Genomic DNA, 23,875 nt, shown 5'->3' with positions numbered 1-23,875 from the left:
GGAAGTTTCTGCATTTCAAATCTGAAATGCAGAAACCTCGAATGATACATTTTCCAATGGTTTTATATCGCCTGCTGAACCGGCTCCGTGCCGGGAACGGCGCGCAGGACCCGCTTCGGAAATGCGTGTTCGAGAACTTCCTCGATCGTCTTGACGTAGTGGAACTTAATCTCTTTCAGCAATTCGGGTTGGATATCCTCCCGAACGTTCTTTTCATTTTGCGCCGGCAGGATCAGTTCTTCGATCTTTGCCCGGCGGGCCGCCAGAACCTTCTCTTTGATACCGCCGACGGGAAGCACGTGTCCGCTAAGCGTAATTTCTCCGGTCATGGCCAATTTGGGGCGGACGGTGACGTTGGTTAAAGCCGAGACGAGGGCGGTGACCATAGTGACGCCGGCAGAAGGGCCGTCTTTCGGAATGGAGCCGGCCGGCACGTGGATGTGGACGTCGGTTTCCTTGTAGAAGTCGGAATCGAGGCCGAGTTCGATCGCATACGAGCGAACCCAGGTGAGAGCGGCCTTGGTGGATTCCTGCATGACGTCGCCCACCTGGCCGGTGACGGTCAGGTGCCGGCCGCCTTTGGCGATGTTCGCCTCCACGAACAGAATATCGCCGCCGACGGGAGTCCAGGCGAGGCCAATCACCACTCCCGGCCGTTTGACACGTTCTTCCACTTCTTCTTCAAGCTGATATTTCGACGAGCCAAGCAGTTCGGCGACGACTTCCGGGGTGACGTTAAGCCGCGGATCCTTACCTTCCAGAAGCCGGCGGGCATGTTTCCGGCTGATGCTGGTGATCTGGCGCTCGAGATTACGGACGCCGGTTTCCCTGGTGTAGTGACGGACGATCTGATGCAGCGCCTGATCGGTGAATTCGATCTGATCCGGCTGTAAGCCGCTGTTTTCGCGCCCTCGCGGAACCAGGTAACTCTTGGCGATCTGAACTTTCTCTTCTTCCGTATAGCCGGGCAGTTCGATGACCTCCATGCGGTCACGAAGGGCGGAGGGAACCGTATCGAGCACGTTCGCGGTGGTAATGAAGAAAACCCGGGAGAGGTCGAAGGCGACATCGAGGTAGTGGTCGCGGAAGGTCGAGTTCTGTTCGGGATCCAGAACTTCGAGCAACGCCGAGGCCGGGTCGCCGCGGAAATCCGCTCCCAGCTTATCGATCTCGTCCAGCATGAAAACCGGATCGCGCGAGCCGGCCCGGCGGATGTTTTGAATCACTTGCCCGGGTAAAGCTCCGATATACGTGCGGCGATGGCCGCGGATCTCCGCCTCGTCGCGCATGCCGCCGAGTGACACGCGAACAAATTTCCGGCCCATTGCCGCGGCGATCGACCGCCCGAGTGATGTTTTGCCCACACCCGGAGGTCCGACGAAGCAAAGGATGGGCGCCTTCCCCTGCGGTTTCAGTTCCAGTACTGCGAGGTACTCCAGAATCCGTTCCTTGATCTTTTCCAGATCGTAGTGATCGCGCTCCAGGACCTCCCTGGCTTTGTTGATGTCGATTTTCTCGGTGGTGAGGACATTCCACGGCAGCGACACCAGCCAATCGAGATATGTTCTGGTGACCGTATACTCCGCGGCCGCAGGCGACATCCGGCCCAGGCGCCCGAGCTCCCGTTCGGCTTCTTTTTTCGCCTCCTCCGTCATTTCGGCCGCTTCTATTTTCTTCCGCAGCTCCTCGATTTCGCGCTGCGTGTCGTCGGCTTCCCCAAGCTCTCGTTGAATCGCCCGCAGCTGCTCGCGCAGGAAGTATTCGCGCTGGCTTTTGCCGACTTCCTCCTGGACCTGGTTCTGGATTTTGCTGCGCAGTTCGAGAACTTCGAGCTCCTTTGCAAGTTCGGTATTCAGGAACTCCAACCGCTTTCGAACCGAAACCTGTTCGAGAACAAACTGCTTCGATACGATCGAAAGGTTGGGGAGATTGGTCGCGATATAGTCTGCCAGACGGCCCGTGTCTTCGATATTGATCACGATGGTCTGGAGATCGTCCGGCAATTGCGGCGACAGCTTGATGATGCGTTCGAATTGGCTGATGACCGTTCGCCTCAGAGCCTGAAAATCGACTCCGGTCTCATCTTCCTTTTCGTCCTGGAGAACCCGGATCCGGGCGCGGATGTAGGGATCGAACTGCTGGAACTCCTCGACCTTGGTGCGGGAAACCCCCATGATGATCACGAACAGGTTGCCCTCCGGGGTCTTCATGACGCGATGGACCATGCTGACGGTTCCGATCTCGTAGAGATCGGCTGGAACCGGCGAATCCACACGTTTGTCCCGCTGGGTCAGGACGACAAGCATTCCGTCGCCCTGCTGGACGTCATTGATCAACTTGACCGAGCTCTCGCGCCCCACCGTGAGAGGGATGACTGCGTTGGGAAAGATAACTGCGTCCCGCACTGGAAGGATCGGCAGCTGTTCCGGAATGGTCTGGATCTTCTGCTGAATATCATCGAGCTCTTCGAAGTCACGTTTCATCGATTACCCCAAAAATGAGTGGCACTTCCCTATGCTATGATCCGCGCGTGTCCGGTCAAAAAAGTTTCAACTGGTCTGTTGCACTAATTCTTTTCGGTGTGCTGTTCCTGGGAGTCTCGGACACACAGCTCGTCGGTCCCCTTTTGCCGGCAATCGCCCAGGACCTGGGAACGACAGCCGGTCATGCTGGAATCATCGTCACGACCTATTCTTTAGCCGCAGCGGTTTTTGCCCTGATCGTGGGTCCGCTTTCCGATCGCGTTGGCCGCAAGAAGGTCCTGGTCTCGGGCCTCGCTCTTTTCACCGGAGCATCTTTTCTTACATATCACGTTTCATCATTCGACGCCTTAGTCATTGTACGCGCCATGACAGGATTCGCCGCAGGAACACTTTCCACCTGCGCGTTGTCTTTCGCCGGCGACTACTATCCCTATGAACAACGCGGACGCGCGATGGGTGTCCTCTCGATGGGCTATTTTGTGGCTTTTGTGGTCGGCGTTCCGCTCGGGGCGCTTGCCGCATCGCAGCTTGGCTGGCATTGGGTATTCGGCGGTCTTTCTGCCGCCGCGGCGATCATGTTTGTCATTGCCATCTCCGGATTGCCCGCCGAAGGCGCGCACCTGCATCATCCGGCAGCCCGTAAGGGTTCGATGTTCGATCACTTTCGGAAGCCCGACAGGGTCGCAGGAATGGCTGCGGCATTCCTCACCTCAGGCGGCGTTGTGGGTTTCCTGACATATGTGGGAGCGTGGCTCAGCAACACGTTCCACATGAGCCTGGTGCGGATCGGGCTGGTCTTCATGGTTTCCGGGCTCGCGGCCGCGGCGGCATCGCCGGTGGCGGGCTGGTTGTCGGACCATGCCGGCAAACGAAACGTCATCATCTGGTCGAATCTCGTTCTGGCGGTACTGTTCGTCGTTGTGGCGCGGTCGAACCTGGGTATTGGGCTTATTCTCGGCATTGCCGCGCTGAGTATTGCCCATTCTGCCCGGCAAGCCCCGCTGCACGCCTTGACGACGGAGATTATCGGCCCCGAAGTCCGCGGTCAATACATTGCCCTGAGAAATGCCGCCTCCCAGGTCGGAATCGCAACAGTGGCGGCGTTCTCCGCCTCGGCCTTCGATGCCGCCGGCTTCACGGCCGTGGCGTTCGTCGCCGCCCTGGCCACGCTCATGGTCCCGATCTCCTGTATCTGGCTGAAGGAACCGCGCTTACAGTAGTGTGAATTGCATCATTGCATCATTTCGACGTTTCTTCATTTCTTCAATTGAAGCAATTCAGAAACTTGCAATGATGCAATGATCCAATGACAACCATTTCTTCAACAACCGCATCTTCTCAGGAGATAATGGATTCGCTCGAGGGGAGCACCCCTTTGGAGTTGCATGTATGAAAAACCTGATCAAAGTCGCATTCTTGAGCTCGATCATTACAGCCGCCATGGTGTATGTCCTGCTGGACTGGAAACCATTGCGATCGGATTTCTCCCGGCCCCCGGATGTCAGCTGGGCATCCTCGCCGGTCAGCATGACCGCCGCCGCTCCGGGAATCGCCAACCTCAGCGAGGATGAACGCAACAATATCGAGATCTATCAGAAATACAGCCCGAGTGTCGTCAACATCACAACGGTGACGGTCGCCTATGACTTCTTCTACCGGCCGGTGCCACAGTCGGGCATGGGGTCGGGCGCCATCATCGACGGCCAGGGACATATCGTGACCAACTATCACGTGGTGCGCGACGCCGAGCAGCTGCAGGTCACCCTTTGGGACAAGTCCAAACACAGCGCCAAGGTGGTCGGCAGCGATCCCAACAACGACCTGGCAGTGATTCAGATCGATGTTCCGCGCAGCGGGCTGACGCCAATTCCTCTGGGAACGTCGAAGGGCCTGGAGGTCGGACAGAAAGTTCTGGCGATCGGAAATCCCTTCGGCCTGGATCGCACAATGACGACCGGAATCATCAGTTCACTGAACCGATCGATCGAAAGCGAAAACGGCCGGATCATCGAAGGCATGATTCAAACAGACGCCTCAATCAATCATGGAAATTCCGGCGGTCCGCTGTTGAACAGCCAGGGACAGATCATCGGTATCAATTCGGCGATTCTCTCGCCCAATGACACCGGAAGCATCGGCATCGGTTTCGCGATCCCGGTGGATACCGTCCACCGCATTACCGACGAATTGATCACAAATGGTTATGTGCGTCATGCCTCTCTCGGCGTCACGCCACAGGAGCTCGTCGCGCTCTCGGATTATCCCGGCCTCGCGCAAGCTCTGCGGCTTAATACCAATTCCGGTTTAATGGTGGCCGAAGCGCCTCGCGGAAGCGCTGCAGCTCTCGGCGGCATCAAGGGAGCGGAAAGCGAAATCATTGTAGGACGACTTCGGTTCCCCGTCGGAGGGGACGTGATTCTGGCCGTTCAAGGAAAAGAAGTGACATCTATCCAGGAACTTCAATCCGAAATCGAAGGTCATAAGCCTGGAGATCAGGTCAAAGTCACGGTTTTGCGCGATAACAAAAAGCTGGATCTGAACATTACCCTGCAGGAGGCGCGCCGGCAGTAATGCTCGAATTTCTCCGGTCGCGGCAATGGATACTCGGCCGCCGCCTCCTCCTGGTCGGGATAATCGTCGTTCTCGGAATTCGGCAATACGGCGGCAGCCTTGCCGGCCTGCTGAACCGGCCCAACCCGGCGCGAGACATCGAAATCACACACGCCGAATTTCGTCCTGAACTTCCGGGCTCCAAGCCCGCGTGGATCATCGGTTTCCACAATACAAGCAGCAAATTCACCTATAACCAGATTCAACTCGAAGCGACTTACATGGATGAGCGGGGAAAGGTCCTCGAAAGGGACAAGCTGATCGTCAGCCAGAAATTGCCTCCCGGAGACGAAAAGCTGATCGGCAGTTCGGACTTCAAAAGCCGCGGCGCCGCGACGGCCGGAACATTGAAAGTGCTTGGAGCGCAGGAAACGCGATGATCATCGAAACATTCCCGGTCGGCTGGCTGCAATGCAATTGCACCATCATCGGAGACGAACAGACCGGCGAGGCAATCGTTATCGATCCCGGAGACGATCCGATGGAGATACTGACGCGCCTCGAAAAGCACGGTCTGACGGTACGGCAGATCGTCTGCACCCACACGCACATCGATCATGTGGGCGCTATCAGCGAACTGCAGGAAAAGTCCGGCGCGCCGGCATCGATCCATAAAGCGGACCTGCTTCTGTTCGAAAAGCTCGACATGCAGGCCCAGTGGATCGGAATGCCGATGCCCAAACGGGGCGCGATCGAACATTTCGTCGAAGATGGCGGCGCCGTCGCCTGCCGCGGCGTGGAGGTCGGCGTCATCCACACTCCCGGCCACACGCCGGGCAGCGCGACTTTCCATCTTGCCGCCGACCGGAACATCCTTTTCACCGGAGATACGCTGTTCGCTCAAAGTATCGGACGGACGGATCTCTGGGGCGGCTCCCAGCCGCAGATCCTGACCTCCATTCAAAAAAAGCTGATGCCTTTCGACGACGACACGCTGGTGATCGCCGGTCACGGACAATCGACCACAATCGGCCACGAGCGCCGGTATAATCCCTTCCTGAAATGACCGATCGCTTCCCTGCCATCCGCATCACGATGCTGCCGCGAGACACCAATGCCCACGGTACGATTTTCGGCGGCGTCATCCTGAGCTACATCGATCTTGCCGGCGGAATCGAATGCCGCAGGCAGTTTCCGAAAAAGTTTGTCACCAAGGCCATGCATGAAGTGGTGTTCGTCGCTCCGGTCTACCTCGGCGACCTGGTGACGTTTTATACCCGAACGGTGCGGGTCGGCGCGTCATCGATAACGGTTGACGTTGAAGTCGAAGTCGAACGGATCGGCATCCGCGGCACAAAGGAAATCGTGCGCGTTACCGAAGCGGAAGTGATCTATGTCGCCGTCGGCGACGACGGTCATCCGGTTCCGATTCAGTCATGAAAAAACCGGTCTACGTCATCGATGCGATGAACTACATCTTCCGGGCATATCACGGGCTTCCGGACAATATCATCTCGCCGCGCGGAATGTTGACCAATGCCGTGCTCGGATATCTCCGGACCTTGCTTCGCATCATCAAAGAACGTAAACCCGAATACATGGCTGCCGCGTTCGAACGGGACACGTCCTTCCGCAGCGCGATATTCAGCGGCTATAAAGCGAACCGCACTCAGCCTCCCGCAAACCTGAAAGCTCAATTCGACTACTGCAGGAAAATCACCGCCGCCATCGGCGTGGCGTGTCTCGAAGCCGATGATTATGAAGCCGACGATATCATCGGCACGATCACTGCGAAAATGTCCGGCGAAGGCCATCCAGTGGTTGTCGTTACGGGCGATAAGGACATGTCCCAGCTGGTTTCCGAAACCGTCTGCGTATACGACATGGCAAAAGAAAACTGGCTGAATGAAGCCGGTGTGCGTGAGAAATTCGGCGTGTCGCCAACGCAGATTCCCGACCTTCTGGCGCTGCATGGCGATCACGTGGACAACATTCCCGGCGTGGCCGGTGTCGGGGAGAAAACCGCCCGCCAGATCCTATCGGTGTGCCGGAGCGTCGAAGATGTGGTCCACACCCACATCGACGCCACGCTGAACTTCCGCGGACGCGACGCCATCCTGAAGCGCATTCGCGACAACATGGAGACCGTACGAACCAGCCGGCGCCTTGCCACGATTTGCTGTGATGCTCCGATCACCATATCCCCCGAACGGTTGCGGTATCGCCGCGCCGACAGCCGGATCTTGAATCCCCTTTGCGAAGAGTTGGGATTCGTCCGGGTTCTGGACGATATTCCACTCGCCCAACCCACACTTTTTCCGGTTTGATCCTATTCTTTCGGGTTTTGCCAGCCGCCATTGCCGGAAATGATATCGTCGGCTTCGGCGGGTCCCCAGCTGTTGGGATCATACTTGTGGACCGGTGTCGCTGTGCCGACGATGGGATCGATGACACGCCAGGCCTCTTCGACGCTATCCTCGCGGGCGAACAGGGAGGGGTCGCCGCGGATCGCGTCACCGAGCAACCGTTCATAGGGCAGCATTTCCTCCCCGACCCGGTGGTGGGCGATCAGCTCAGTGTCTTCGCCGACCATTTCTTCGCCCGGTTTTTTAACCTTCGCGCCGATCGAAATGAAGACATCCGGACTGAGACGGAATCGAACGTAATTGGCCTGACCTGCCCTGATGCCGTCGAACACAGCTTGGGGCGGCTGCCTCAATTCGACCATGACCTCCGTCGCTGTAACGGGCAGCTCCTTGCCGGCTCGAATGTAAAACGGCACTCCTCCCCACCGCCAGGTCTCGATATGCAGCCGCAGAGCGACGAATGTTTCGACCTCCGAGCCGGGCGCAACACCCTCCGCGGAGCGGTAACCCACATATTGTCCCCGAACGATATCCGACGGCGTCAGCGGACGGATCGCCTTAAACAGGCGAACCTTTTCATCACGCATGGTTTCCGCGTCCCGTTGCACCGGGGCCTCCATCGCCAGCAATATCAGAACTTGAAGCAGGTGGTTCTGCACAACATCGCGAATCGCGCCGAGTTCTTCATAAAGGCGCCCGCGCGACTCCACGCCGAATTTCTCGGCCATCGTGATCTGTACGCTGTCGACGTAGTTGCGATTCCAGATAGGCTCAAGAAAGGTGTTGGCGAAGCGGAAGTATAAAAGGTTCTGGACCGGCTCTTTCCCGAGGAAATGATCTATTCGATATATCGCAGACTCCGGGAAAAACTGCCGCAGCGTCTGGTTGAGCGACTGCGCAGACGGTAGATCCCGCCCGAACGGCTTCTCGACGACCACCCGGGCATTGCCGATACAACCGCCTTTGGCCAGTCCGGCGGTAACCGTCTCAAACATGCTTGGCGGGATCGCAAGATAGTGCAGCGGCCGTTGAGTATTGCCAAGCATGCGGCGCAGCTGCTGATATGTCGCGTCGTCGCGGTAGTCGCCGTCGATGTACTGCAACTCACCGGTTAGTTTTGCAAATGCATCCGGGTTCAAGCCGCCATAGTTTTCCAGGCTGTCGCGTATCCGCTGCTTGAGTTGTTCGAGGTTCCAGCCCGACTTGGCGACGCCGATGATCGGCATGTCCAGGTGACCATGCCGGATCATCGCTTGAAGCGCGGGAAAAATCTGTTTATGAGCTAAATCGCCAGTCGCACCAAAAAAGACGAGCGCGTCGGAATGCTCCTGCATGAAGGCTCTCTTTCACATTTCGCAATAGTTTTCACTGCCCGCTGCGAGAATCGCCGGGCACTCCGGAACGATGGTAATCAAAGTAGGTTTCGTCGCGGCTGTAATTTTTCGACCACAATTTGAGTGCCGTAGCCCGGACGCGAGTCAAAAAATGTGCGGGAAGCCATAGACCTTGCGCGACCGGGACTTTTTCAAGCAGGAATTCGGTGCCGGGCTGGACGTCGGCAATGAAGAGATCAATCGGAACGGGACGAAAGACTTCGGCTTGAACCTTCACCCACTGGTATTCCTGGGTGTCGATCCACATCGTTCCGCGCATTCCCGTCAAAACCTTTGTTTCATTGCTCGTCGGTCGATAGCCCGCCCGGGGCGCCGCCTGAAGAACATAACAATGATGTCCGTTGATCTCCTCCTGTCCGGTGAGCTTGAAATCAAACGCATTGACCATTTCATTCATCAACGTCTGTTCCCGCGCCCGGTCCTTTTCGTATGCCGCAATCCGGCGCCGGCGCGCTTCAGGTGGTTCATGTTTCCGGCGGGCTGTCTCCTGCGTCAATTCGCCTTGCTGCACAGCCGCTCCCGATCCGGGCAGCGGGTGTCCGTCCGTTGCAATCAGCTGATTGTACGGTGAGCCATCGATCATCAATACTTTGTAGGTGCGCCGTGATGTCACTTTTTCCTTATGCGCGACGACATCGCGCTTCGTGAACGCGTATTGAGGCGCCAATGCCCAGTCCTTTTTATTCTGTTCAACAGACCTCCGCACGATTTCGCGGGCGTCCGGACTTTCTCCCAGAAGGTTCAGCGCCACAAACATACTGACGAGAGAGAGGATAACCGCCACTGTCCGCACACCTCTTTCTGTGGCACTTCCACTGCCAGTAGCCGCGGGCATAAAGGCTGCGGGTACAACGGAACTGGCCTTGCACATATTTAGAACAAAGAATCATGGGCATCGCCAGCATTAATCCTGCAACAGGAAACCTCATTCGGCGTTTCACGCTGATCTCCCAGGCAGAAGTGAACCAGAAACTCCGCCGCGCCTGCGCCGCGTTTCACGAATATCGTCGCACTCTCGTAGAGGAACGCGCACGGATGATGCAACACGCCGCGGCAATCCTCGATGACGAAAAGGAATCTTTTGGCCGCCTCATGACCGCCGAGATGGGAAAAACGCTCCGGGCGGCGATGGACGAATCAGAGAAGTGCGCCTGGGTTTGCCGCTACTTTGCCGAAAGTGCCGGACATTGGCTTGCCGGCGAGGTTATCGAGACCGGAGGAGCACTGTCATTCGTGCGATACGACCCATTGGGAGCCGTTCTCGCGATCATGCCCTGGAATTTCCCTTTCTGGCAGGTGTTTCGATTTGCCGCGCCCGCGCTCATGGCCGGCAATGTTGCTCTTCTCAAGCATGCCTCCAACGTTCCGCAATGCGCTCTTGCAATAGAGGATGTATTCCGGCGCGCCGGTTTTCCGGCGGGTGTCTTTCAGACTCTACGGCCGGGAACTCAGCGGCCACGGAATTCGGGAATTTACGAACATCAAGACGGTAAGCATGGCCGCCTAGAGGAACTTTCATGAAATTCAAGCTGATCAATGAAAGCGCGGAAAACACCTTCGCGTTGGTCTTCGATAAAGCGGACGAGATTATATGGACGTTTCGCCGATTCGTGACCGAGGAGCGCATTCTTGCGAGCCATTTCACGGCCGTCGGAGCGCTGAGCGATGTCGTGCTGGGTTTCTTCGACCCGGCGAAAAAGCAATACAGGAGGATCCCCATACACGAACAGGTGGAGGTGCTTTCATTGATCGGCGACGTCACTGTCTATCAGGGCACGATCGACGTTCATGCGCACATCGTCGTCGGTAAGGCGGACGGCAGCGCTCATGGCGGACATCTGCTGGAAGGCCACGTGTTTCCGACATTGGAACTGATTCTTGTCGAGTCGCCGACTTATCTGACTCGGCGGCCGGATATAGAGACAGGACTGGCGCTGATTGACCTGAGGGCAGCCTGAAACGACTGAAGAAACATGACTCAAGTTGAACAACTCGCGGACTTCATCACACATGTCACCTTCAAGGACATTTCCGGTTTTGCCGTGCGAGAGCTCAAGATCCGCATCCTGGATGCCGCCGGATGTGCGATCGGCGCCATGGGCCACCAACTTATGCGGTCCGTCCGATATCAGGTCGAAGACTTCGGCGGCGGCCGCGGCCGATGCACGCTGATCGGCGGCGGCAGGGCGGCGCCCGATAGAGCGGCGTTTTTCAACTGCGCTTTGGTCCGCTATCTCGATTTCAACGACAGCTATCTTGCGAAAGGTGAGACCTGCCATCCCAGCGATAATCTCGGAGCTGTTCTGGCCGCATCAGAGTATGCCGAAACAGAAGGACGCGATTTCCTGACTGCGCTCGCTCTCGCCTACCAGATTCAATGCCGGTTGAGCGAAGCCGCACCCGTTCGTGATCGCGGCTTCGATCATGTTACCTTGGGCGCGTATTCGGTCGCGGGCGCCGTCGCCAAAGCTCTGGAGTTGGATTCCGGTAAAACTGCAAATGCGCTCGCCATCAGCGGCGCCGCTTACAACGCACTACGCGTAACCCGCACAGGAAAGCTCTCTAACTGGAAAGGGCTCGCGTTCGCAAACATGGCAGGCGGGGCCACGCACGCTGCCTTTCTCGCGATGCGCGGGATCACCGGCCCACTGGAGATTCTTGAAGGCAACAAGGGCTTCATGGACACGATCGCGGGACAATTTTCGATCGATTGGCAGCATGAAAACCTGGAAATGGTTACGCGGACCGCGCTGAAAAAATACAACGCGGAAATGCACTCCCAATCGGCAATTGAATGCGTTCTCGAATTGAAACGAGAATCCGGATTCGCAGCGGAAGATATCGAACATATCGAAATCGAGATCTTCGACGTGGCGCACAAAATCATCGGAGGCGGAGAAGAGGGACCGAAAACAGAAGTGGTAACCAAGGAGCAAGCGGACCACAGCCTGCCGTACGTGATTGCCGTTGCTCTGTTGGCAGGAGAAGTGACGCCGGCCCAGTACACGGCCGAACGCATCGGACGAAGTGACGTCCAGGCTCTGCTTCGAAAAGTGACGGTTCGCCCCGCGCTGCAATTCAGCGCCGCCTTTCCCGCCGAAATGCCCTGTAAAGTCCTTATCCAACTTGCGGGAGGCAAGACACTTTCCAGGGAACAGCGCACCTATCCAGGATTTCCGGATTCTCCTCTGCCCTGGGACGCGGTCGAGGAGAAGTTTCACCGGTTGACATACCTGGCGGCGGACCTGGCCGTGCGTGACGCGATTGTCCGGGCCGTTGCAAACATCGAGCACCTCCGGATTTCTGAACTAATGGCTGTTCTGGGGCGCGTCAAGGGACCCGCCGATCGGAAGGCCGCTTAGGTGGTTCTCATGAATGATCGTGCATTTCCGTTTATTCGACTCAACGATCGTCAAAGCAAGCCGCGTTCTGAAGGTCTGACCGAAATTCGAGGACCGTATTACACGCCGATGGGCAAGCGGTACCTCGAAGATGTTCTTGAAACAATGGAGGACTACGTCGATTCCCTGAAGTTCGCCGGCGGCTCATTCACGCTGATGCCTCGAGACAGACTGCGTGAGATCATCGACATTGCGCATTCCCACAATGTTCTCGTATCTACGGGAGGCTTCATTGAACATGTTGTCGCGCAAAATCCGGCGGATGTTCCTGCTTATATCCGGGAGTGTCATGACATCGGGTTCGATATCATCGAGGTCTCCAGCGGATTCATCACTCTGCCGACGGATGACTGGTTGCGCCTCATCGAGCGTGTTCAGAAAAGCGGCCTGAAGGCGAAACCGGAAATCGGCATTCAGTTTGGCGCCGGCGGCGCGACTCGCGCAGAAGAACTCGAAGCCGAAGGCACAAGAGACCCTGCCTGGGCGATCGGGCAGGCACGCCGATTCCTTGATGCAGGCGCTTATCTGATCATGATCGAGTCCGAGGGTATAACTGAAAATGTTCGTACCTGGAGGACGGACGTTCCCGCCAGAATCATCGAGGCTCTCGGCCTGGCAAAGGTCATGTTTGAGGCGGCGGACCCCGACGTGTTCGCCTGGTACATCAAGAACTATGGACCAGATGTAAACCTCTTCGTCGATCACAGCCAGATTGTGCAACTCGAAGCGCTGCGGCGGGGGATATGGGGAACGAAGGATCTCTGGGGCCGCGTTGTCACCTATAAAGAGTGACTTGAAAATTCAGCCCGGTTTCACCGGCGTAATGTGAATCTCCGCCAGCGCGCCGACCAGGCGGCCGTATGCGCGTGCAAGATAATCCGCATCCTTCGATTCGAGGGTCAGCTTGATGGAGTACTCAGGGTTGTCGAGATACGGATACGAGCCCAGCAACAATTCGGGGAATTCCGCAAGCAACTGGTGCAGCAGGGCAGCGATCTGGCCCTCGTCCGCCTGGAGAAACATCTGCCGCAGATGAAACGGCGCTTCCCGGAAGGTCTCTTTGATGCGTTCGAATTTCCGCTGCAGAATTTCGGGGACACCGGGGAAAATATAAACATTCTCCACCGCGACCACCGGAAACCACATGCCCTTTCCTCCGACCAGCCGCGCGCCTTCCGGAATATCGGCCATGCGCAAATTCCCCTGGACCAGCTCTTCGGAATAGAAATGACGCAGTGATATTTCAAGCTCGGGATGGCGCAGAATACGCCGGCCGAATGCGGCGGCAATTCCATCCATCGTCAAATCATCGTGAGTGGGACCGACGCCACCTGTGGTAAATACATAATCGTAAGCACCGGCAAACTCCCGGACCTCGTTGGAAATGAGGTTGAGTTCGTCGGGAATAACGGAAATCTTTCGAACATCGACTCCAAGATCACGCAACTCGGTTACGAGGAATGGAGAATTCTCATCCCGTGTCTTTCCGGAAAGGATTTCGTTCCCGATAACGATGATCCCTGCAGTCTTGGACATCTTCAGCTGAATATAGCATGCCAAAATCAACACAGCCCGACGCCCGCATGATCTACAGCGCCAGCGAGAGCGACGCGAACATGCTCTGGGCCACCCGCTTTTTCGCGCCGGACCCGTTTGTTTTTATCGTGAAGCGGGGTAAACGCTATCTGGCAATGAACGATCTCGAGATCGATCGCGCAAAGAGCCAGGCAAATGTCGATAAAGTGCTGGCCTGGTCCGCATATCAAAGGCGATGTCAACAGAGCGGCACGCAGTTCCCGGCGGTCCCGCAGGTCATTCTGGAAATACTTCAAGATCTCCACATCAGCAGTGTCGAGGTGCCGTCGGGATTTCCCCTGGGCCTTGCCGACCACCTGAGGAAGGCGCGCATCCGTGTCGAGGCCAAGGCGGATCCATTCTGGCCGGAGCGGGAATTCAAAACGCCGGAGGAGATTCGTTTCATCACGGACTCGCTCCGGGCCGCCGAACATGGCATGCAGGCCGGCATCGAAGCCGTCCGCCGGACGGACATACATAAGGACGGCTACCTCTATCTCGACGGAACCCGGTTCACTTCGGAAATCCTGAAGCGCATCATCAACACCGAGATTATGGCGCGCGGGTATGTACCAAGCCATACGATTGCGGCCGCGGGCGAACAGTGTGTCGATCCCCACAATCAGGGCAGCGGACCCATTCGCGCGAATACTTCCATCATCATGGATATCTTCCCCCGCTCGCAGAAAACCGGCTATTTCGGCGATATCTCACGCACCGTCGTTCGAGGCCGCGCGTCCGAACGGTTGAAGCATGCCTACCAGTGCGTTGCGCAGGCGCAGGAAATCGGCTTCAACCGAATCCGCAGCGGCTCAAGCGCCTACGACATCCACAATGAAATCGTGAATTATTTCGCCTCCGAGGGTTTTCCTTCGGGACTTCAGAATGGCCGCATGCAAGGATTCTTCCACGGTACGGGGCACGGACTGGGCCTCGACATTCACGAAGCGCCGTCCTTCGGCCAGCGCAGCCGGAATACCCTGCGTGACCGGAATGTCGTAACGGTCGAACCGGGCCTGTACTACGAAAGAATGGGAGGAGTCCGGCTCGAAGACGTGGTTGTCGTAACCAAAACCGGCTGTAGAAACCTTGTCAAAATTCCCAAGTTTCTTGAAGTTTAGCTCGACAACTCTTTATACTGCCCGTTCTCTTGGAGGGCGCTGAATGCGTGTGCGGTTTTGGGGAGTCCGCGGATCCACCCCGACGCCACAAAAAGAAAACATGGGGTATGGAGGAAATACTTCGTGTATCGAAATTCGAACCGACTCGAACCAGATCCTGGTTTTTGATGGTGGAACAGGAATCCGGCTGCTTGGCCGTGAACTCCAGCAGGAGTTCGGCGACAAACCGATCAGCGCCCACATCTTCTTCAGTCATTTTCATCTGGACCATATACAAGGAGTCCCGTTTTTCCGTCCTTTGTACGATCCGAGGAATCACTTCACTTTCTACTTCGCCGGACGCCGTGACGCAAACCTGGTTATGGATGCTCTGGCAGGCATGATGGCCAATCCGTACTTCCCCGTCGACATGTCCAAACTTCCGTGCTCGCGGGAGTACGTGGACCTGGTGGAAGGAACCTTTACCGTTGCAGACACCAGAATTCTGGTTTTACCCTTGGATCACCCTCAAGGGTGCGTCGGCTATCGGATCATGCAAAACGGAAAAGTGATTTCCTATTGTACGGATGTGGAACACGGCACGGGCTGGAGCGACAAGAACATCATGACGCTCGCCAAAGATGCAGACTTCTTCATCGTCGATTCCCAGTACACGCCTGAGGAACTGCCGGAGCACATTGGCTGGGGCCACAGCAGCTGGAAACAGGCGATCGAAACCGGCATCCGGGCGGGTGTGAAACGCATCGCCCTGTATCATCACGACCCCTACCATGAAGACGGTGAAGTGGATAAGATTCTCGAAAACGCCCGCAAACTCTATCCCAACGTGATTGCGGCGCGGGAAGGCCTCGAAGTCACGTTGTAGTACACTCAGAAACATGCCCGTCAAGTTCCGCGATTATTACGAAATTCTCGGCGTTGCCAGATCTTCAAAAGAAGAAGAAATCAAGAAGGCCTATCGAAAACTGGCTCGAAAGTACCATCCTGACCTGAATCCCAATAACAAGCAGTCCGAAGAAAAATTCAAGGAAATCCAGGAAGCGTACGAAGTTCTCGGCGACTCGGAAAAACGCAAGAAATACGATCAACTCGGCGCGAACTGGAAAAACGGGGCGGACTTCACTCCGCCCCCCAACTGGGGCGGTGGGGGAGGATTTCAGGGCACCATCAACATGGAAGACCTGTTCGGCCGGGCCACTGACCAGCGGGGCAGCGCATTCAGCGATTTCTTCGAAGCCCTGTTTGGCGGAATGGGCGGCATGGGTGGCATGGGCGGCCCCGAGGCGGGACGGCGAACCCGCGCCGGCGGACGGCCATCCAGGGCCCCCGAATCTGAAACCGAGCTCGCGCTACCCCTGGAAGACATGCATCGGGGCACCACGCGAAAGCTCACCGTCCGGCTCGGCAATACCGAGAAAACCATCGACATCCGTATTCCACCGGGAGCACGCAACGACAGCAAGATCCGCATTCCCGGCGGGGGACCGAACGGCGGAGATCTCTACGTCCGTCTCCGTCAGGAACCGCACTCCCGATTCAGCGCGAAAGCGGACGATACCGAAGTCGAAGTGGCCATCACTCCATGGGAAGCGGCACTCGGCGCAAACATCGAAGTTCCAACACTCGACGGCAAAGCCGAGAAGATTCGCGTTCCCCCCGGCGTCGCATCCGGGCAGCGCCTTCGCTTGAGAGGACAAGGCTTGAACGTCCGGGGCGGCGGGCGCGGCGATCACTTTGTGCGCTTGAAGATCGTTGTTCCGAAGGAGCTCACCGAAGCGGAAAAGAAACTATTCGAGGAACTCGCAAAAGTGTCGCGATTCAAACCTCGAAACGGTTCGGACTCGTGAACGTCGCCGAATACGATGGTGTCCTGCAGATTGGCCTGCCGCCACGCCAGCGAGCCGCGATGAATTTCAAACAGCTGAGCTGACAATAATTTTACAAAAACCGTGCATTCGCGAGACGACTTCAGCCGCAGGTCTCGCTACAGTCCATCCTCGTTGAGGAGGCTTCAATGATCAACAGGACAGTGCCCGCGCTCTTTGTCATTATCGTTCTCGCCTGCGGCCTAAGCGCTCAAACCAAGCCATCGCCGACCAGCGGAACCGATGTTTCGAAGGTTTTCAAGCCCTTGTTCGAGATGTATTGCACAACGTGCCATAACCAGACGCGGAAGTCGGGCGGATTGGCCCTCGACAGCTTGAACACGGGCAATGTCGAGGAGGAGTCGGCCGTCTGGGAAAAAATGTTGCAGCGTCTTCGCGCGCGGCGCGATCCACCGATCGGTATGGCTCGTCCGGAAGAAGCCCGCTACGAAACAGCAATCTCGACTGCGGAGCGAGCCCTGGATCATGCCTATCAAAAGAATAGAACCCTCAACAGCTCCAATCGAGTTTCCAACGGCGAACTGGCCGTCCGCATGGCGAAATTCATTTGGAACGGCACTCCCGATTCCATCCTTCAGGAAGCGGCCAGGAAAGGCCGGTTGGGAACGCCGGCCGGACTCGAACAACAGGTCCGCCGGATGTTGCAGGATCCCAAAGGGAGCGCTCTCGTGACTGGCTTCTTCGAGCCGTGGGCTCTGCCCAATTCACTCGGCAAAGTACAGAACGCCGATGAAGACCTGCGAAAGGCTCTCGGAACCGAAACGCGGCTTTTCTTCGAAAGTCAGATACACGAGGATCACAACGCGCTCGACCTGTGGACGGCGGACTATACCTTTATTAACGAGAGGCTCGCGCGCCATTACGGAATTGCCGGCGTATCCGGAGATGAATTTCGAAGATTCACTTTCACGAACAACACGCGCGGAGGAATTCTCGGGCAAGGCAGTTTCCTGACCGTCACTTCCACTAAGGACCGCACCTCACCGGTGATGCGCGGAAAGACCATCCTGACGACCTTCTTCGGCATTGCACCGCCACCACTGCTGCCGAACGTGCCCCCATTGAAGCCGAACGACAACCGTCCCATGCGCGTCCGCATGAAGGAACATGCCAGCAATCCCGTCTGCTCCAGCTGCCATCTCACCTTCGAACCGATGGGATGGGCACTGGAGAATTTCAATCTTGTGGGTCAATGGCGGGATACCGACGCCGGAGAAACCATCGATGCCTCGGGCAGTTTTATCGATGGTTCGAAATTTAACGGCCCGGCAGAATTGCGAAGCGGGCTGTTGAAGTACAGGGCAGCGTACTATTCGAATGTCACACAGAAGCTTCTCGGTTACGCCTTGGACCGTCCGGCAAAAGCATGGACCCTATACGATTACGAGATGCCGGCGGTCCGCGAAATCCTCCGCCAGGCCGCTACCCAGGATTACCGGTGGTCATCGATCGTTCTGGGTATCGTGAAGAGCGCTCCGTTCCAGATGAAAACGGTTGCCGGCAGCCGAGGTCTCGACCTTGCGCCAACCGGAGTCTCCCGATAGAAAATGTAAGACGAATATAGGGCGCCAGCCTCATGCACTCAAGGATTTCGCGGGCCACATCCAGCTTTCCACAGCTGGCTGAAGAGACAAATCAAATAGTCTGCCGTAGGACAGGTGGAGCAGACGCCGCAACATCGAGTCAAAGCGTCGTGTACCCAAACATGGCGGGATGCCGATGTTGAGCTCAGCGTCGGGCGAAGAAGCACACCGCGAAACCCAGTAAGCCGGCGGTCATCAGGAGAATACTGGCGGGTTCGGGAACGTTCGCCTGCAGATTGAATGTCGAGCTTGCGTCCCAGCACCGATTGGGATCGAAGTTTCCACCGGTTAGACATTGATCGCCGGAATCTTGAAATCCGAAGGCTTGAATCCTGAACTTGGTGCCACCGTCAAGTATACCGAGGTGTGTCGCGTCCAATCCGTAGTAGAAGACTGAGACAGTATCCCCAGTCAATGTGACCATGCAATTCGTGAAGAAGGCCGCCGCTTGGCAAGTGTACGACGACAGATTGCCTACAGGGTTCTGGTTCGTCGTGATCAGCAGGTTGGACCAGGTCTGACCCGTATCCTGGTGGAAAGTGACGTCAGCATCGCTATCGGTCGTATAGAAGAAGGAGTCCGAGTTGATGTCGAAGTTCGCACTGGCTCCTGTCGCGGAATTGAGTTTGAGCGTGGGGTCGCCCGACAAGTCGTCGGCCCTTACCTGGACAACCTCAAAACGAACCAGAATCAGGAGGATCAAACATCGCCAAAAAATCTTCACGCCTGTCTCTTTTCTGCAGCTTAGTGCCTTTGCAATTTCGGAGCCATTAGACTGCAGCCCACAAGTCACTGATCTATAGCTGGCTGGAGGCTTAACCCAAAGTTAAGCGGACTGTTCCTGTGTAAACAATTCCGACGGGCCCGGGAGGTACAGGCCTATCGTTATCTACGCATCTCATTGAAACGTAAACAAAAAGGATCGATCGTCGGATTTCCTGACGGTTGCTGAAACTACGTCGCCATATACCGATACGGATCGCCCCAGTCGGTGAAGCCTTGTTTATGGTTGTTGGTGGCGCGGGCCTGAAAAATGTAGGTGGTTCCGGGAATGAGGTGCTTGATGGTAATGGGAAAGCGTCCCACCTTCGTTGGGATTACAGCGCGGTCCCCAATATTGTTGCCGTTCTTTTCCGCATAACCCAATTCGTAATAAGCGACTTTTCCGTGCTTCGCGCGTGAAATCGGAGTGATATAAGCCAGCGCGGCGCGGTTCCCGAATTCGGACCACGTACGACTTTGTTCATATCAGGCTTCGGCAGCGGCTGCGGCAGAAGACGGTAATTTTGCGGGTTCACAGCCACCGGCATATACGACCTCGAGATCGTTTTCAGCAACGTGGCCGACATAGTGGCCCAGTATGCAAATTGCCATAAACAATGGAGCACCTGGTCTTGCAAAGGCTATTCGAGCAATAAAAGCCCAGCGGCTGGTAGTTCTCACCGAGAGTGGCGTGCCGGTAGCGTTGATCGAATCGCTACGTCCCGCATCCAAAGAGGAATAAGGCTCGATACAGGGAATGATCGACTCTGGTCTTCTCCAGCCCGTCCGCAGATCCGACACAGTGCTGGAATGGAAATGGAAACCCATTCGCTCTAAGGCCGCTTGACTCGCTCAGTGTCGGTTAATGAAAGAGAGCTTCGCTAAAAAGGCAACGACCACCTCGCGCGTACGAGCCAGGCGGGTGCAACGTGCCTTGTGAGAATCCGTTGGGCGGTGTCACGGTCCTTTACGTGTTCTAGATTCATGAAAAATTCTAACCAACCCGTTCAGTTGCTAAGGGATGCAAATTTCTTTTTGCGAGTTCTGATGCCAAACGTCGGGGAAGCTTACGATATAGCCCCTTGAGCGGTGGTGGTTTGACGGATAAGAGACTCATTCCACGATAATTAGCTGCCGTACAGTAAGGGAACGACGCGTGCTCCTGATGCCGCACTCGCCTCTTAGAGGTCGAGGTGTGTTTTTACAGCATTCCCCAATCGCATCACCTTCGAGGAGAAACGAATGAAACAGAAATTGGCAATGATCGCATTCGCGATCATTCTTGTCCTGTCGATGACGGTGGCGGGCTTGGCTTCAACCATCACCTATGATGCATCCCTTGCAAGCCCAACCGCCGCCTCTAATCCAGGTTGGTATAACGGCACCGGCAACCCGAACGGCGGATTCACCGTTGAGACCGACAACGGAATTGAAGTGGGTTTGCGTGCGAAGGGCCGGCAACTTCCGACCGTTATTGATTCGTCGACTAACGTTTATGATGTTCCCGTTGGCGCGCAGGCCGGTGCTCCAACTCGAGCCTGGTGGAATTATGAGTGGTCGATAGATCTTCAACCGAACGGAAGTGGATCGCTGGATCTTTCCGATATATTTCCGTATTCGACTTTGACTGTTGAGGATCTGACCGCCGGTGTTTCAGCAACAGTCAATCTTCCATATTGGGCTGATAATTCCTATTGGGGCCCCAGTGGAAAGACGGACGGATCTGCGGCAAATAATAATGGCGCTGATCTTCTTCCCACCTCTTGGGGAACCCAAAACAGCGAAAATCCGACTTTCGGTGACTTCCCGCTGGCTTCGGTTCCTGGTTACACATTTGACATGAATGCCCAGCACTACTACCGGTTCATTCTAGATGTAAACGACTCGACAGGTTTGCTCGCGACCGACACCATTGATGTTGCCGTGGGTAACGCCGTCCTCCCGACTCCCGAACCCGCGACCCTGTCCCTGCTTGCATTCGGCTTGGCCGGTCTGCTGTTCGCTGCACGTAACAAGAACCCTCTAAAAAAAGGCGAGTGAGGCCTGTCAACTGGCTTTCCAAAGAGGTATTGGAATGGAAAGCCGTTGACCGGTCTTAGTTAGCGCGCCAACCGGAAAACAGTAAGCAATTTCCGACCTCGGAAGTTGCTTGCTATGCCCGTTTATCCAGACACGCAGTGTGATGTTTGATCCCGCTGCCCTCGCCGACTTCCATTGGCTGGCTTTTCTGTGGAGTTCATCATCGGCAAGATCGGCGCGGACATCGGCTGATGATGAGGGAGCTAGCCCCTGGCCAACACGCCACGCACAACAGAGCGGACTTGTTTGGATTACGCGCGGGCCCTCGCCGAATTTGAAGTGACCGCTTAATGAGTCTGCATTTCATCGAAGCGATTGTCGGTTTGGCTGACAAGTTTAGGCGCCAAGCTGTCAACCGCGAAAGTTCAATGATTTGAATAAGATCCTTCCGCTCTCTTTACTTCCAAGGTCAAAAGCGTCGCTTCTTCTAAGGATTGTTTTCGGGTGCTTTCGGCGATCGCCTGCAACAACTCACGGAATACAAATACTTTCTGACCGGAAAGACGTTTGGAGTCCTAAGTGCTCGTGCGCCATCAATCCAGACTCGTGCAGCGCTAAAACGGGGTGCTTCTGGATACTCAGCAAAACCGGAGGAAATGTGGCATTCACTCATCGACTCGCGTAGGCGGGATTAGTTCTTGTGGTTTGCAGCCTCGCTGTTGTTCCGGCCCATGCCAGTTTGATCAACATCACCACCTCGATTACCGTCAACATAGACTTCCAAGGGATGAGCTCGGGCCTCGGACAAAAATCCAAGTTCTTCGGCACAATTTCTTATGACCGGTACCTCGCAGCGCTGCAGGCTCACTCGTCGGGCGACTCGACCGACACCTTAGCCCTTGCTTCCCTGCCGGTTGGTCCGAACAACCCGAACGGCACGACTAGTGTCGACGTCAACCGGCCAATTCGTCTTTAAAAGGCAAGTCGACGATAGTTGCCGCCTGTGTCCCGACCTCCACCTGGTTCCCCGGCGCATAGGCGCCCAGATTCACGAAAGCGAGAGCGATCGGCTTGTTGAGCTTCGGCGAAAAAAGGCTCGTGGTCACATGACCGACTTCTCTTCCCCCTTTGCGGACAACGCTCTTTATCTCCGGAAGCTCGCTGCCCGCAAGGATAAGGCCGACAAACCTTCGATTCACGTGACCGATGTACTTTACTTTCGCAACCACTTCCTGACCGATATAGCAGCCCTTGTCGTAACTGATCCCCGCCTCTCCGATTTCAGGCATGGTGGTCGTCGAATCGATATCGACTCCATAAATCGGAATGCCCGCCTCCGTCCGGACGACATCCCACGTTCCATGATCGATTGCCATTGCGCCTGCTTGAGCAATGGCACGGACAATGCTGTCGGCTTGCGCCCGCGGAACCCAGATGTCATAGCCGAGATCGGACAGGACCACCCGGCAGTTGTCCAACGTCCGATGCGAATAGGGTTTCTCGAGGTTCGGCGGCTCGCCGAGCCAGGCAGCCAGGACAGCAGGAGCCTGGGGTCCGAGAAGCCCCAGCACGGAATAATCGTCAGAGGCATCCGTCATCTGGACATCTTCCATGATGAGGAGTTTGTCGAAGGCAGCGATCAGCGCAGGAACGGCTGAACGCTCCAGCGAAAGCCAGAGCGCATCGTCGCCGGCAAGGATCTGCATGTGAGCGACGATCTTTCCCTGCGGGGTCAGATGCGCGGCATAGCAACCTGTTCCCGGCTTCAGCCTGGCGACATCGTTCGTCACCATGCCTTGAAGCCAGGTTACGCGGTCTCCACCGCTCAGCTTGATCAGCCCGGCCCAATCCTTTTCAACCAGAGCAGCGGCTTGCGTGGACGCCTTGTATGATTCCGCAATCATTCAATTTCAAATTCTAAGCTTATTTACCCGAACTTGCTTTCGATACGGATTGAATGAATTTGCTCGCCGGTTCAGGAACCGCGATATTGCCTTTTTGAATCAGCTCCTGAAGGTCCACCCTGCGGCCGTAGAGTTTCTCATTCGCGTCTTTATCGGGGCGCAGCACAGCGCCTTTCAGAGAAAGCCCGGCGAACAGGCCGCGGCTGCGCGAGTAAGTCAGGATTTCCGATCGCATGGTCGCGTTGGTTTCAGCAGATGCTTCACGCCCTTTCGGGCCGCCGGCAGCAGACGCATCCACTCCAAGCGTCACTTTGTCGCGCATCAGGTATTTGAAACTGTCGGGCGTCATGAAGAGCATCACGACGTCGGTTTCCTGGGCGCCCAACTGAAATCCGAAGCTCCCACCGGTTATCGATATCATGGCCGGCGCGCCGAACGGTCCTTTTCCGCCGTCTTTCTTGCAGGATACAGCACCTTTTCCGAGCTCTCCGCCAAAACCGAGCGCGGCTTTCTTCAAGCCCGGAATGACGGCGATGCATTCTGCGCGTTTGAGGATTTCTTTGGAGATATCGGAATCCGGCGCCTTGACCAGTTCGTCGACGACCTTCGACGATTCCCACAGACGATCCGCGATCTTCTCGTCGACCAGAAACAGTGCTAAGACCATGAAAATCGTACGCATGGAAGACTCCTATTTCAGAATTGGTATTACTTCGGCCTGTATCGGCAACCCCGTGACGATAGCTTCCTTGTCCGACAGATACATATCCACCTCACTGCGGACACCGAAGGTCCCTTTCAGGTATACACCCGGCTCAATCGAAAAACACG

General features: G+C 56.2%; 25 protein-coding genes. 16 read left to right on the top strand and 9 right to left on the bottom strand.

What is annotated here, in order from left to right:
- Positions 1-62: 62 nt before the first annotated feature.
- Positions 63-2,483: an endopeptidase La gene (lon, locus tag VGK48_23345; GenBank protein HEY2384121.1), complete on the bottom strand. Its 2,421-nt coding sequence runs from the start codon at positions 2,481-2,483 to the stop codon at positions 63-65.
- A 47-nt stretch (positions 2,484-2,530) separates the two neighbouring features.
- Between lon and VGK48_23340 the strand changes: the two genes are divergently transcribed.
- From VGK48_23340 to VGK48_23315, 6 genes are all read left to right on the top strand, one after another.
- Entirely contained in the window at positions 2,531-3,703 is a 1,173-nt protein-coding gene (locus VGK48_23340; protein ID HEY2384120.1) for an MFS transporter, read from the top strand.
- Between the two features lie 169 nt (positions 3,704-3,872).
- Positions 3,873-5,054, top strand: coding sequence for a trypsin-like peptidase domain-containing protein (locus VGK48_23335; GenBank protein HEY2384119.1), 1,182 nt, complete (start codon positions 3,873-3,875; stop codon positions 5,052-5,054).
- Positions 5,054-5,473, top strand: a complete 420-nt coding sequence (locus tag VGK48_23330; GenBank protein ID HEY2384118.1) for a hypothetical protein — start codon at positions 5,054-5,056, stop codon at positions 5,471-5,473. Before VGK48_23335 ends, VGK48_23330 begins: the two co-directional genes overlap by 1 nt.
- Positions 5,470-6,099, top strand: a complete 630-nt coding sequence (locus VGK48_23325; protein HEY2384117.1) for an MBL fold metallo-hydrolase — start codon at positions 5,470-5,472, stop codon at positions 6,097-6,099. The genes VGK48_23330 and VGK48_23325 overlap by 4 nt, the downstream gene beginning before the upstream one ends.
- Positions 6,096-6,473, top strand: coding sequence for a hotdog domain-containing protein (locus VGK48_23320; GenBank protein ID HEY2384116.1), 378 nt, complete (start codon positions 6,096-6,098; stop codon positions 6,471-6,473). Before VGK48_23325 ends, VGK48_23320 begins: the two co-directional genes overlap by 4 nt.
- Entirely contained in the window at positions 6,470-7,360 is an 891-nt protein-coding gene (locus VGK48_23315) for a 5'-3' exonuclease H3TH domain-containing protein (protein HEY2384115.1), read from the top strand. The genes VGK48_23320 and VGK48_23315 overlap by 4 nt, the downstream gene beginning before the upstream one ends.
- 2 nt (positions 7,361-7,362) lie before the next feature.
- On the opposite strand, the gene zwf is transcribed toward VGK48_23315, so the two are convergent.
- Both zwf and VGK48_23305 read right to left on the bottom strand, forming a co-directional pair.
- The gene (gene zwf, locus VGK48_23310) at positions 7,363-8,733 is read right to left on the bottom strand and encodes a glucose-6-phosphate dehydrogenase (protein HEY2384114.1); all 1,371 of its coding nucleotides are present in this window, start codon (positions 8,731-8,733) and stop codon (positions 7,363-7,365) included.
- Between the two features lie 31 nt (positions 8,734-8,764).
- Positions 8,765-9,577 carry a hypothetical protein gene (locus VGK48_23305; protein HEY2384113.1) on the bottom strand — a complete coding sequence of 271 codons (813 nt, stop codon included), beginning with the start codon at positions 9,575-9,577 and terminating at the stop codon, positions 8,765-8,767.
- A 104-nt stretch (positions 9,578-9,681) separates the two neighbouring features.
- Between VGK48_23305 and VGK48_23300 the strand changes: the two genes are divergently transcribed.
- Genes VGK48_23300 through VGK48_23285 form a run of 4 tightly spaced genes read left to right on the top strand, consistent with a single transcriptional unit; the run spans position 9,682 to position 12,986 of the window.
- Positions 9,682-10,314, top strand: coding sequence for an aldehyde dehydrogenase family protein (locus VGK48_23300; GenBank protein ID HEY2384112.1), 633 nt, complete (start codon positions 9,682-9,684; stop codon positions 10,312-10,314).
- Positions 10,311-10,751 carry a PPC domain-containing DNA-binding protein gene (locus VGK48_23295; GenBank protein ID HEY2384111.1) on the top strand — a complete coding sequence of 147 codons (441 nt, stop codon included), beginning with the start codon at positions 10,311-10,313 and terminating at the stop codon, positions 10,749-10,751. Before VGK48_23300 ends, VGK48_23295 begins: the two co-directional genes overlap by 4 nt.
- A 15-nt stretch (positions 10,752-10,766) precedes the next feature.
- Complete coding sequence (locus tag VGK48_23290) at positions 10,767-12,155, top strand: MmgE/PrpD family protein (protein HEY2384110.1); 1,389 nt, start codon at positions 10,767-10,769, stop codon at positions 12,153-12,155.
- 9 nt (positions 12,156-12,164) lie between these two features.
- Positions 12,165-12,986 (top strand): phosphosulfolactate synthase, encoded by an 822-nt coding sequence (locus VGK48_23285; protein ID HEY2384109.1) that lies wholly within the window; start codon positions 12,165-12,167, stop codon positions 12,984-12,986.
- A 9-nt stretch (positions 12,987-12,995) separates the two neighbouring features.
- Here VGK48_23285 and VGK48_23280 read toward each other — a convergent pair whose 3' ends face one another.
- Positions 12,996-13,730 (bottom strand): competence/damage-inducible protein A, encoded by a 735-nt coding sequence (locus VGK48_23280; protein ID HEY2384108.1) that lies wholly within the window; start codon positions 13,728-13,730, stop codon positions 12,996-12,998.
- Between the two features lie 17 nt (positions 13,731-13,747).
- Here VGK48_23280 and VGK48_23275 point away from each other — a divergent pair, with 17 nt between their 5' ends.
- From VGK48_23275 to VGK48_23260, 4 genes are all read left to right on the top strand, one after another.
- Positions 13,748-14,890: a Xaa-Pro peptidase family protein gene (locus VGK48_23275; GenBank protein ID HEY2384107.1), complete on the top strand. Its 1,143-nt coding sequence runs from the start codon at positions 13,748-13,750 to the stop codon at positions 14,888-14,890.
- Between the two features lie 43 nt (positions 14,891-14,933).
- Complete coding sequence (locus VGK48_23270) at positions 14,934-15,755, top strand: MBL fold metallo-hydrolase (GenBank protein ID HEY2384106.1); 822 nt, start codon at positions 14,934-14,936, stop codon at positions 15,753-15,755.
- Between the two features lie 13 nt (positions 15,756-15,768).
- Complete coding sequence (locus VGK48_23265) at positions 15,769-16,737, top strand: J domain-containing protein (protein HEY2384105.1); 969 nt, start codon at positions 15,769-15,771, stop codon at positions 16,735-16,737.
- Between the two features lie 167 nt (positions 16,738-16,904).
- Positions 16,905-18,320, top strand: a complete 1,416-nt coding sequence (locus VGK48_23260; protein HEY2384104.1) for a DUF1592 domain-containing protein — start codon at positions 16,905-16,907, stop codon at positions 18,318-18,320.
- 184 nt (positions 18,321-18,504) lie between these two features.
- Here VGK48_23260 and VGK48_23255 read toward each other — a convergent pair whose 3' ends face one another.
- The 3 genes from VGK48_23255 to VGK48_23245 all read right to left on the bottom strand — a co-directional run bounded on the left by VGK48_23255 (position 18,505) and on the right by VGK48_23245 (position 19,733).
- Entirely contained in the window at positions 18,505-19,083 is a 579-nt protein-coding gene (locus tag VGK48_23255) for a PEP-CTERM sorting domain-containing protein (GenBank protein ID HEY2384103.1), read from the bottom strand.
- Between the two features lie 230 nt (positions 19,084-19,313).
- Positions 19,314-19,544 carry a fibronectin type III domain-containing protein gene (locus tag VGK48_23250; GenBank protein ID HEY2384102.1) on the bottom strand — a complete coding sequence of 77 codons (231 nt, stop codon included), beginning with the start codon at positions 19,542-19,544 and terminating at the stop codon, positions 19,314-19,316.
- A 63-nt stretch (positions 19,545-19,607) separates the two neighbouring features.
- On the bottom strand, positions 19,608-19,733 hold the full coding sequence (locus tag VGK48_23245; protein HEY2384101.1) for a hypothetical protein: 126 nt from the start codon (positions 19,731-19,733) through the stop codon (positions 19,608-19,610).
- A 630-nt stretch (positions 19,734-20,363) separates the two neighbouring features.
- Here VGK48_23245 and VGK48_23240 point away from each other — a divergent pair.
- Positions 20,364-21,161 carry a PEP-CTERM sorting domain-containing protein gene (locus VGK48_23240; GenBank protein ID HEY2384100.1) on the top strand — a complete coding sequence of 266 codons (798 nt, stop codon included), beginning with the start codon at positions 20,364-20,366 and terminating at the stop codon, positions 21,159-21,161.
- Between the two features lie 718 nt (positions 21,162-21,879).
- On the top strand, positions 21,880-22,116 hold the full coding sequence (locus VGK48_23235; protein HEY2384099.1) for a hypothetical protein: 237 nt from the start codon (positions 21,880-21,882) through the stop codon (positions 22,114-22,116).
- Here the strand turns inward: VGK48_23235 and VGK48_23230 are convergent.
- Both VGK48_23230 and VGK48_23225 read right to left on the bottom strand, forming a co-directional pair.
- Positions 22,094-23,044 (bottom strand): glycine cleavage T C-terminal barrel domain-containing protein, encoded by a 951-nt coding sequence (locus VGK48_23230; GenBank protein HEY2384098.1) that lies wholly within the window; start codon positions 23,042-23,044, stop codon positions 22,094-22,096. The genes VGK48_23235 and VGK48_23230 overlap by 23 nt on opposite strands.
- Positions 23,045-23,063: 19 nt before the next feature.
- The gene (locus tag VGK48_23225; GenBank protein ID HEY2384097.1) at positions 23,064-23,726 is read right to left on the bottom strand and encodes a lipid-binding SYLF domain-containing protein; all 663 of its coding nucleotides are present in this window, start codon (positions 23,724-23,726) and stop codon (positions 23,064-23,066) included.
- Positions 23,727-23,875 lie beyond the last annotated feature (149 nt).

The organism is Terriglobia bacterium, from assembly GCA_036496425.1.
Lineage (GTDB): Bacteria > Acidobacteriota > Terriglobia > 20CM-2-55-15 > 20CM-2-55-15 > 20CM-2-55-15.
Note: the sequence above shows the minus strand (reverse complement) of the source record. Positions and strands in the feature narration are given on the sequence as shown.